This is a genomic window from Bacteriovorax sp. DB6_IX (genome assembly GCF_000447775.1).
Classification (GTDB): domain Bacteria; phylum Bdellovibrionota; class Bacteriovoracia; order Bacteriovoracales; family Bacteriovoracaceae; genus Halobacteriovorax_A.
Genome location: NZ_AUNJ01000315.1, coordinates 1 through 9,059 on the forward strand (window position 1 = coordinate 1; position 9,059 = coordinate 9,059).

Sequence of the window (9,059 nt, forward strand, 5' to 3'; positions counted from 1 at the left end):
GGGGATTGTTATTATCAAAGATAAAAAGAATGGTCAGGTTGTTAAAGGTTCTACAAAGAATACAACACTTGGAACAGGTGAATTTTCTCAACCAACAACAATTAAAGCAGGTTTTAACTTAAATATTAGACCAACTATTCTTCAAGAAGAGAAAATTAATCTCGAAATCACTTTAAATGTAAATACTGCCGTTGGAAACGATACTCTCGATAATACAGTTAAAACAGAGATTATTGTGAAATCAAGAGAGTCTGCAGTTGTTGGTGGTGTTTCAGTAAATAAGAATTCAACAGAATATGATAAGGACCCTCCTGGTGGTGTTGACCAAGTTGATGCAGAGAGTGGTTTCCCAATATTCTCTTTCGTAAGATCTAAAGAGATCACGACTAGTAAAGAGCAGTTTGTTGTCTTTATTACCCCTGAGATTATCGAAAGTGCTTCGACGGGAACGGAAGAAATTAAGAGAAAGTTTAGAAAGAGAGGGCGCTAGTGGCCGAAGGACATATAATAACAGTCATTGGTGGTAAAGGTGGTGTTGGTAAATCGCAGGTCGCGGCCAATTTAGCTTTTGCTTTCACACAAGAGACTAGAGGAAAATCTCTACTCTTGGACTTTGACCAAAAAGCGAGTGGGGATCAGAACTTAATTACTGGTATTAAAACCAAGAAAAACTTAAAAGATCTTCTTTCTTTTGGAGGGTCTCTAGATCCAAGATCAATGTCTCAGTTTTTAAATCCACACCCGGCAGGTGTCAGCTATATTGGATTACCAAATGATCCCGTGGCAACAGAGGGAATAGATGGGGATGCTGCTGGAAAGATGTTAAAAGCTGTAACAAGTATGTTTCCGGTCACAATTATTGATGCAGGAAATGAACTTACTCCACTTGCGACAAAAGCGCTGGAGTTTTCGACATTAATTCTTGTCGTCGTAACTCCTGACTTACTTGCAATTAATCAAACGAAGAGATTAGTTTCAGAATTAACGACAATGATGTTTCCTAAGGAAATGATTCATTATGTATTTAATCAAGCACAGAAAGGCTTACCTATTACTCCTGATGTTGCGGGTAAAACATTAGGTAGACCAGTTTTATCTTCTGTTTTAAAAGATGAGCAAACTTGTGCAAGAGCACTTAATGCCAGAAAACCAGCAATCTTAGTTGAAAAAAATAGTCCTTTCTCAAAGGGCGTTATTGAACTAACTAGAAAAATTGTTCAGAAAAATATTCTTAGATCATTAGCAAAATTGGCGAAACCTACCAATGTGGGGACGTCAAAAAGTGGACCTGTTGACGCAAAAACCGGAAATGCTTGGCGTGATCTAAAGGTACGAATCCATAAGGGACTCGTAGAGGAAATGGATCTTAATAAAGAAGACGATAATGATCCAAAAGCAAAAATAATTCTTCGCGAGAAAACGAAGAAACTTGTAGTTGATCTCCTAGGTAAAGAAGATACAAAGTCTGTTCTAAATGGTCGTGATGACATGAATAGAATTGTAAAAGAGATTCTAGATGAAGCTCTTGGATTAGGACCTTTAGAAGATCTTTTAGCCGATAAAACTGTTTCTGAGGTTATGGTTGTTGGACCGGATAAAATATATTACGAGCAAAGTGGTAAAATTAAAAAGTCTGAAATTATATTCACGCATGATAGACAAGTTCTGAATGTTATTGAAAGAATTGTTGCTCCTATCGGAAGAAGGATTGATGAGAAAACTCCATATGTAGACGCACGTTTACATGATGGGTCTAGGGTACACGCTATTATTCCTCCGTCGGCCATCGATGGATGTTGTATTACAATTAGAAAGTTCCCTGAAGAAAGGCTTACTTACAAGGATCTTGTAAAGTTTGGTTCAGTTACACAAAATATGGCTGACTTCTTGAGAATTGCTGTTGAAGCTCACCGAAATATCATTGTTTCGGGTGGTACTGGTTCAGGTAAGACAACTCTAATTAATATCTTGGGTGGTTTTATTCAAGCTAATGAGCGTATCATTACTTGTGAAGACTCAGCCGAGCTAAATTTTCCACAAGATCACATTGTAAGACTGGAAACAAGACCTCCATCTTTAGAAGGTGATGGAGAGATCGATATTCGATGTCTTGTTAAACAGTGTCTAAGAATGAGACCTGATAGAATTGTTGTTGGTGAGTGTCGTGGTGGTGAAACTTTAGATATGCTTCAGGCCATGGGAACTGGTCACGATGGATCTTTAACAACAGTTCACTCAAACAACCCTAAAGAGTGTATTGGTCGTATTGAAACACTTGTACAGTATGCAGGTGCTGGACTGACGCCAAAAGCGATTAGAGAAATGATCGCTTCAGCAGTTCATATGATTATTCAACAATCAAGACTTGATGATGGTTCAAGAAAGGTAACTCACATTACTGAGATTGGAGGGATTCAAGGTGAAGTTGTAACACTTCAAGATATTTTCTTATTTGTTCAGAAGGGAATTGATAAGACAGGTAAGATTCAAGGTGAATTTCAAGCAACTGGTTTTATTCCTAAGTTTGTCGAAACTCTTGAGAAGAAAGGTTATAACGTTCCTCGAGGCTTGTTTAGTAATGCTCCGGCTGCCACTGGTGGGGGAACTCCTCCGCCTGCTGCTGCAAAAAAGCCAATGCCTCCTGGAAAAGTTCCTCCAGGTAAAAGACCTGCTAGACCTCCTGGTAAAAAACCACCAGGTAAAGGATAGGAGATATAGATGTCTTTTTTTATTAGTCTCATTGGATATAAAGGAATGGTGGCCTTAATTGGGCTTGTCTTCTTTATATTTTGTTATAAGTATTCAATTACTATCTTTGACTTTATTGAAAGACAAACAATGGGGACTCGAACTTATATTTTAGAGAAGTTGGAGTTACTCTTTATTGAAATTGCACCAGAGAAAATTACATATATGCTTCTTGCCTGTTCAGTTGGATTAGGCTCTGTTGCGTTTATTATCTTAGGAGCAACGGGAAAGTGGCTACTGGGCTTTATTGTAGGTCTAATCCTTACTTTTGTTGGCTTTAAAATACCGAAGCCAATCGTTGATTACCTGGTTAACAAACGAATTAAAGAATATCAGGGACAAATGGTAGATGCACTACAACTGTTGGCCAATGGTTTAAGAGCTGGTCTAAGTGTTCCTCAATCATTGGGAATGGTTGTTGATGAGATGCCAGCTCCAGTTTCTCAAGAATTCAACGTGATGCTTCAGCAAAACCGTATCGGTGTTCCTTTAGAGGAATGTTTTGATAACTTGGCAACACGTATTCCTACGCAAGATAACGACATGTTTGTCGCATCTGTAAATATCCTACGTGAGACAGGTGGTAACTTAGCAGAGGTTTTTGACACCATCGTTAATGTTATTCGTGAAAGGATTCGTCTTCAGCAAAAAGTTGATACTGCAACAGCTCAGGGTAAGTTTCAGGGGATGGTTATTGCGGCAATGCCTTTTGCTATTCTTATCATGTATTCGGCAAGTGATCCGGATTCAATTGCTAGGATGTTTTCTCACCCATTAGGGATAATTTTATTCATTGTCGCGGTTATTCTCGATATTGTAGGTACTTACATCATTTTCCAAATCGTTAAAATAAAAGACTAAACTTTTTTTTAATGTATTTGCATTAAGTGCCGATTAGATGATGGGAACTAGAAAAAGCCGAGTAATAAAGGATTGTAAGTGATGAAAATTTTAAAGAAACTCGTTCTTTTTGCATTGATTGCATCAGGTACACAGGCCGGTGTTAACCTGAAAAATGGTAACTTCTATATCACATATACTGATATCGTTGTTCCAGGTGGTGGACATGATCTAATCATCGAAAGAACGTACAACTCAAGGTCACCTGAAAAAGGTTGGTTTGGTTATGGATGGGGTTCAGACTATGAAACATACTTAAATGTTTCTGCTGATGGATCTGTAGTCGTACATGAAAATGGTTCAGGTGCGATGACAAGATTTACTCCTAAGCAAGCTGTTAACCCTGAAGCCGCAGCTAAGAAGATTGTTGAAGCAATGAGAAAGAAAACGTCTGTTTCTTCTCAAGTTGCGAACTCTCTGATTAAAAAGCTTAAGAATGATGCTGAGCTTAGACAGGCCTATGCTAAGAGGTTTAATGTAAAAGCAAACCTTGCAGCAGGAACTGAGCTATTCTCAAATGTTAGAGGTCTTCAAAGGTTGTAAAAACTAAGAAAGGTTTCATCAGAAAGTATAATGATGGTAGAGAAAACCACTTCAATGAGCTTGGTAAACTTACTAAAGTTAAAGATAAGAATGGTTACATTGTTAATCTAACTTATTCAAAAGAAGGAACTCTTAAGTCTTTAAAAGATTCAATGGCTAAGCAAGTATTCTTTACTTGGTACCCAGATGGAAAAGTAAAATCAGTTGAATCTGGTGCTGGTAAGAAGACTCTTTATAAGTACGATCAGAATCATAATCTTGTAGAAGCAAGTGATATTGCAGGAAATAAGTTTGCTTACGAGTACGACTTTAACCACAATATGACTGGTATTAAGTACAAAGATGGTTCTTCTATGAAGATCGCTTACACTAAGAAAACTCAATTTGTAGAACAAATTACAAAGAAGAGTGGAGAAGTTGTAAGTTATAAGTACGAGTCTAATCCTAAGAACCCTGAGTTCCATTACTGGACTCTTGTTGCTAAGAAAAACCCGGCCGGTAAAGAAATCACTAATAGATACGAGTATGAGATCAAGAAGAAACCAGACGGATCTCACTATACTTATAGAATCCTAACTGTTGTTAATAATGTAAAAACTGAAACAATCTACACAGAGTGTTGTTCACTTCCTAAACAGATTAAAAGAGGGAAGCACATTACTAACTTCGAATATAACAAAAAAGGTCTTCTTGTTAAAAAATTCTCTTCAAGAGGTGACTTTGTGGAGCTTAACTACCACAAGAAGTTTAACAAGATTACAAAAGTTGTTAACAAGAATGGATGGACTAACTTTGAGTATGACAAGAAGGGGAACCTAAAGCGTGCTCAAAACTCTAAAGGAATGTCTGTTCTACTTATCTACGATACAAAAGGTCGTATTGCTAAGATGATGGATGTTAACAAGAAAACTAAGAAGAAGAGAGCACTAAGCTTTATCTACAATGCCCAAGGGAAGCCAATTGAAATCTCTATGGCAAAAGTTGGTAAAATCAACGTTAAGTACGATAACTACGGTGAGATCTTAAAAGTAGAGTCAAAGTCTGGACACAGAATGGCGCTACAAGTAACTCAGGCATTTCAATCACTTCTAGCGATTGTTAAGCCAGCAGGTGTTAACCTGAACATGTAAGCCATAGATTTATGGCATGCTAAGTGACTGTTTGCTCGAAATTGAATGAATATTTGGAGCAATTATAGAAACGAAGTAAAATTGAAATGTTAGGAGATTAATATGAAAACACTAATTAAAGCACTACTGATATTAGGACTTACATTAGGAACAACTTATGTTTCTGCTGCAGATGAGGGAATGACAGCGTCTGTGACAGGTTGTGAAGACAGCCATGATGGAAATAGATGTTCAGGGCCTGATTGTTCAAAAACTACAGCTTCTACTGATGACACAACTAAATCAGCAGAGCCAGCAGGCAGTCAGACAAAATAGAACTTTTTAAAATTGCGCATAAATAGAGAGCCCTTGGTTGAACCAAGGGCTTTTTTTTTGTCAAAAAACTAAACACTGTTATATTTTTTACCATTGTCATTATATTTCTCTACCTGATTTTAGGTGATTAGCTCTAACCACTTTGGCACACCCTTTGCTTATATATAAGTACAATAGATAAGAAACCTTTTAGGGGAGGAATTATGAAAAAATTAGCACTACTTACACTTGTACTTTTAAGCTTTACTAACGTATTTGCAATGTCTGAAAACTCGAACACTTCATGTGAAGATTCTGTTCAGGTATCAGCACACCAACAAACGGATGTGAAATCAGGTGATCAATCAGTACCTGTAGTTCAACCAAGCGGTGAAGCTAAGGGAATGTAATCTAAGAAATAAATCATAACGAATAAGGTCACCCATAGAGGTGGCCTTTTTTGTTTTATATTCATAGGTTTACACTTAAAATATGAGCAAAGAGGTTAATCTATGGATCAAATAATTAATGCAGTTGACCTGCAAAATAAGACTATTCGCTCAAAAGAGCTTCTTAGTATCTCAAAGAGAAAAGAAGTTTTACTAAAACTCAAAGAGGCAATTACAGATAATGAAGAAGAGATTGTCTTGGCCCTAAAATCAGATTTGGGGAAGTCTCGTTTCGAATCCTACATTAGTGAAATTGATTTTGTTGTTCATGAAATTGATATGGCCTTAAAGAATTTAGATAAATGGGCCGCTCCAAAGAAGGTGAGAAGTTCTCTTACTTTTTTCCCAGTTAGAAGTTATATCTATCCCGAGCCTTACGGAAAGGTACTAATTATATCTCCTTGGAACTACCCATTTCAATTATTACTAGATCCACTTGTTGGAGCTCTCGCTGCAGGAAATACCGCTGTTTTAAAACCTTCTGAACTTGCTCCAGAAACGGCGAAAGTTATTGAGAAGCTTTTTGGTAGCTATATAGACCCAAAATATGTTGCTGTTGTGACAGGTGCTGTAGAAGAGACAACAGTTCTTCTTGAGCAACACTTTGATTATATATTCTATACGGGTAATGGTGCTGTTGCCAGAATCGTGATGAGTGCGGCAGCTAAAAATCTAACACCTGTTACTCTTGAACTAGGTGGAAAGAGCCCATGTTTAGTTTTAAGTAAGAACTTGGATATTAGTGCAAAGAGAATAATATGGGGAAAATTCTTTAATGCAGGACAAACATGTGTTGCTCCAGATTATGTCCTGTTAAAAAGTGAAGATCGAGCTGAGTTTGTCTCTCATTGCAAGAAATGGATTGAGCATTTCTTTGGTGCAAATATTCAAGGGAATGAAGACTACGGAAGAATCATTAATGAACGACATTTTGACCGTATATCATCTTATTTAGAAGACGCAGAAATTCTTTGTGGTGGTGATGTTGATAGGTCCGAAAAATATATCTCTCCGACAATTGTCCTAGCTCAAAGAGACTCATCAGCGATGCAGGAAGAGATCTTTGGCCCAGTATTACCAATTATTGAAATTGATAATCTTGAAAATGGAATAAACTATATTTTAGATAATGATAAGCCATTAGCTAGCTATGCTTTTTTAGATACTGATGAGGAAAAAGAAAGATTTATTCGAGAGGTTTCTTCAGGTGGAATGGTTATCAACGACACAATTGTACATCTTTCAAATCCTAACCTTCCCTTTGGTGGAGTCGGAGAAAGCGGAATGGGGGCTTATCATGGAAAGCATTCGTTCGAACTCTTTTCTCATAAGAAGTCAGTCATGAAGAGATCATTCTTATTCGAAAATTCTTTAAGATATCCGCCATACAAAGGAAAACTTGACCTTATTAGAAAGATACTCTCGATGCTTTAAAACTAAGACTCATTCAAATAATTCCGATATGCATAGTAGAGAGAAGCTATGCGTATCGGATATAAATCTATATTTATCTACATTCTTATTTTTAACCTAGTTCAGGCTAGAGATTGTGAAAAGCAAGCTAAAGCGCTGGCTCGTCTCACGCCTTCTGGCCTAGAGAAAATTGTGAAAATTGGTCTTGAAGAAGCGACACCTTACATTCATGAGGGTGTTAAGACTATGGAGAAACAAGACTTTCATATTAAAGCTGATCCAAAAAAGTGTGGTCCTGATAAGTTGGCCGGGATGGAAATCGGTGAGTCCTATAAAGAGTGCCCAGGCTTTCCTAAAATTCTTGTCGCAAAAGAAGGAATTCCATTAAGCGAAATAAAAGAAAGTGTGAAATCAACTCCTTCAGATATAAGCTTTAAGGATGTTAGTATCGAAGATATTAAGCTTGGAGCGCCTATCGTAACTTGTGAGGGAACGAGTTGTGATATTGAAGTTCCTGTTGAGAGGTTTAAACTTACCTCTGATCTCAAAGCAAGTGAAATGGGACAGGGTGATAACTATCTTGATATTGAAGGTTTAACAGTTACGATTAAGTCAACACCTGAGACAAAACCATCGTTAAAGTTTAAGGCTGATTTAAATGCAGACGGAAGTCTTAAGGACTTTGTAAGCTTTCCTAATAATTTCTTAGACGCTAAGTTGGCTCTTGGAAATATATCCGTAGGAGTTGGTGGAAGAGAGAGTTTAGACGATTTTATGAATGAGTCGGTAGATAACTTCTTAAAGGGTGACTATTTAGAAAAAGTCCAAGAAGACTTTACTAAATTAGCTGTACAAATCTATGGACCAGATGGTGAATACAAACATTTATCCAAAGATGAAAGGTATCGACTAGCAAAGAAATATATTTCTGAAAAAATGGATTTTACCGTAGATCAAATTTCCTCTTCGGCTGCTAAAAAGGGAATGAGCCAGGCCTTAAGTTATACGAAGGGTGATTTAAGTGCCCTTACGTTTTTAGTTGCAGATGGATTAACATCTAATAATGTTGAAATCGTAGATATTCTTCTTCAAAAGTCACTTCCTCAGATTACAAAGTCTGTTGAAGAAATGACTAAAAAAAATCTCAAGCCATTCACAAGTAATCTGCCTTTTATTCATGAACCTTTTAATGTAGAGATGATGAATTTAAAAGCACAAGACTTTGTAGATAATGAACAAATTAATTATTACAAAAGAAAAATAGATAAGCTTGTCGATCAATGCAAGAATAATTTTAGAAAGTCTGAATGCCGTTTTTCGTTTGGAAATAAGTTGAAAAGACTTTTATTTGATTCAAGCGATTCAAGTAATATTGAGTTAATAGATCAAATGAATTCAAAGTTAAGAGATATGATAAATCATCTCCAAGCAAATCCTAGTAAGGGGTTTTTCTCTGATGCCCGTTGGGAAAAGAAAATGATTAAGGATATGAAGACATTTCTTGATGATGAAAGAAACATCAAGAATTCTATCTCTAAGAAATCGAAGAAGTTAAATGAACAATTAGCATTAAATGTTGCNG

General features: G+C 36.7%; 7 protein-coding genes and 1 pseudogene. All 8 read left to right on the plus strand.

Annotated elements, in window-relative coordinates; translation table 11 throughout:
• A pseudogene (locus M901_RS09510) lies at positions 1-490 on the plus strand (hypothetical protein); the annotation flags it as partial.
• On the plus strand, positions 490-2,709 hold the full coding sequence (locus M901_RS17060) for an ATPase, T2SS/T4P/T4SS family (RefSeq protein WP_021277989.1): 2,220 nt from the start codon (positions 490-492) through the stop codon (positions 2,707-2,709). The pseudogene M901_RS09510 and the gene M901_RS17060, both read left to right, overlap by 1 nt.
• A gap of 9 nt (positions 2,710-2,718) precedes the next feature.
• The gene (locus M901_RS09520; protein ID WP_021277991.1) at positions 2,719-3,609 is read left to right on the plus strand and encodes a type II secretion system F family protein; all 891 of its coding nucleotides are present in this window, start codon (positions 2,719-2,721) and stop codon (positions 3,607-3,609) included.
• An 81-nt stretch (positions 3,610-3,690) separates the two neighbouring features.
• On the plus strand, positions 3,691-4,191 hold the full coding sequence (locus tag M901_RS09525; RefSeq protein WP_021277992.1) for a DUF6531 domain-containing protein: 501 nt from the start codon (positions 3,691-3,693) through the stop codon (positions 4,189-4,191).
• Between the two features lie 152 nt (positions 4,192-4,343).
• The gene (locus M901_RS09530) at positions 4,344-5,321 is read left to right on the plus strand and encodes an RHS repeat domain-containing protein (protein ID WP_021277990.1); all 978 of its coding nucleotides are present in this window, start codon (positions 4,344-4,346) and stop codon (positions 5,319-5,321) included.
• 102 nt (positions 5,322-5,423) lie between these two features.
• Positions 5,424-5,636, plus strand: a complete 213-nt coding sequence (locus tag M901_RS09535; RefSeq protein WP_021277987.1) for a hypothetical protein — start codon at positions 5,424-5,426, stop codon at positions 5,634-5,636.
• A 203-nt stretch (positions 5,637-5,839) separates the two neighbouring features.
• Positions 5,840-6,025 carry a hypothetical protein gene (locus tag M901_RS09540; protein ID WP_021277994.1) on the plus strand — a complete coding sequence of 62 codons (186 nt, stop codon included), beginning with the start codon at positions 5,840-5,842 and terminating at the stop codon, positions 6,023-6,025.
• A gap of 102 nt (positions 6,026-6,127) precedes the next feature.
• Positions 6,128-7,498 carry an aldehyde dehydrogenase gene (locus M901_RS09545; RefSeq protein WP_021277988.1) on the plus strand — a complete coding sequence of 457 codons (1,371 nt, stop codon included), beginning with the start codon at positions 6,128-6,130 and terminating at the stop codon, positions 7,496-7,498.
• Positions 7,499-9,059: the final 1,561 nt, after the last annotated feature.

Bases quoted from the DNA above. Each gene is read 5' to 3' on its own strand.
- M901_RS09520 (WP_021277991.1), top strand. From the start codon at position 2,719: ATGTCTTTTTTTATTAGTCTCATTGGATATAAAGGAATGGTGGCCTTA.
- M901_RS09525 (WP_021277992.1), top strand. From the start codon at position 3,691: ATGAAAATTTTAAAGAAACTCGTTCTTTTTGCATTGATTGCATCAGGT.
- M901_RS09530 (WP_021277990.1), top strand. From the start codon at position 4,344: ATGGCTAAGCAAGTATTCTTTACTTGGTACCCAGATGGAAAAGTAAAA.
- M901_RS09535 (WP_021277987.1), top strand. From the start codon at position 5,424: ATGAAAACACTAATTAAAGCACTACTGATATTAGGACTTACATTAGGA.
- M901_RS09540 (WP_021277994.1), top strand. From the start codon at position 5,840: ATGAAAAAATTAGCACTACTTACACTTGTACTTTTAAGCTTTACTAAC.
- M901_RS09545 (WP_021277988.1), top strand. From the start codon at position 6,128: ATGGATCAAATAATTAATGCAGTTGACCTGCAAAATAAGACTATTCGC.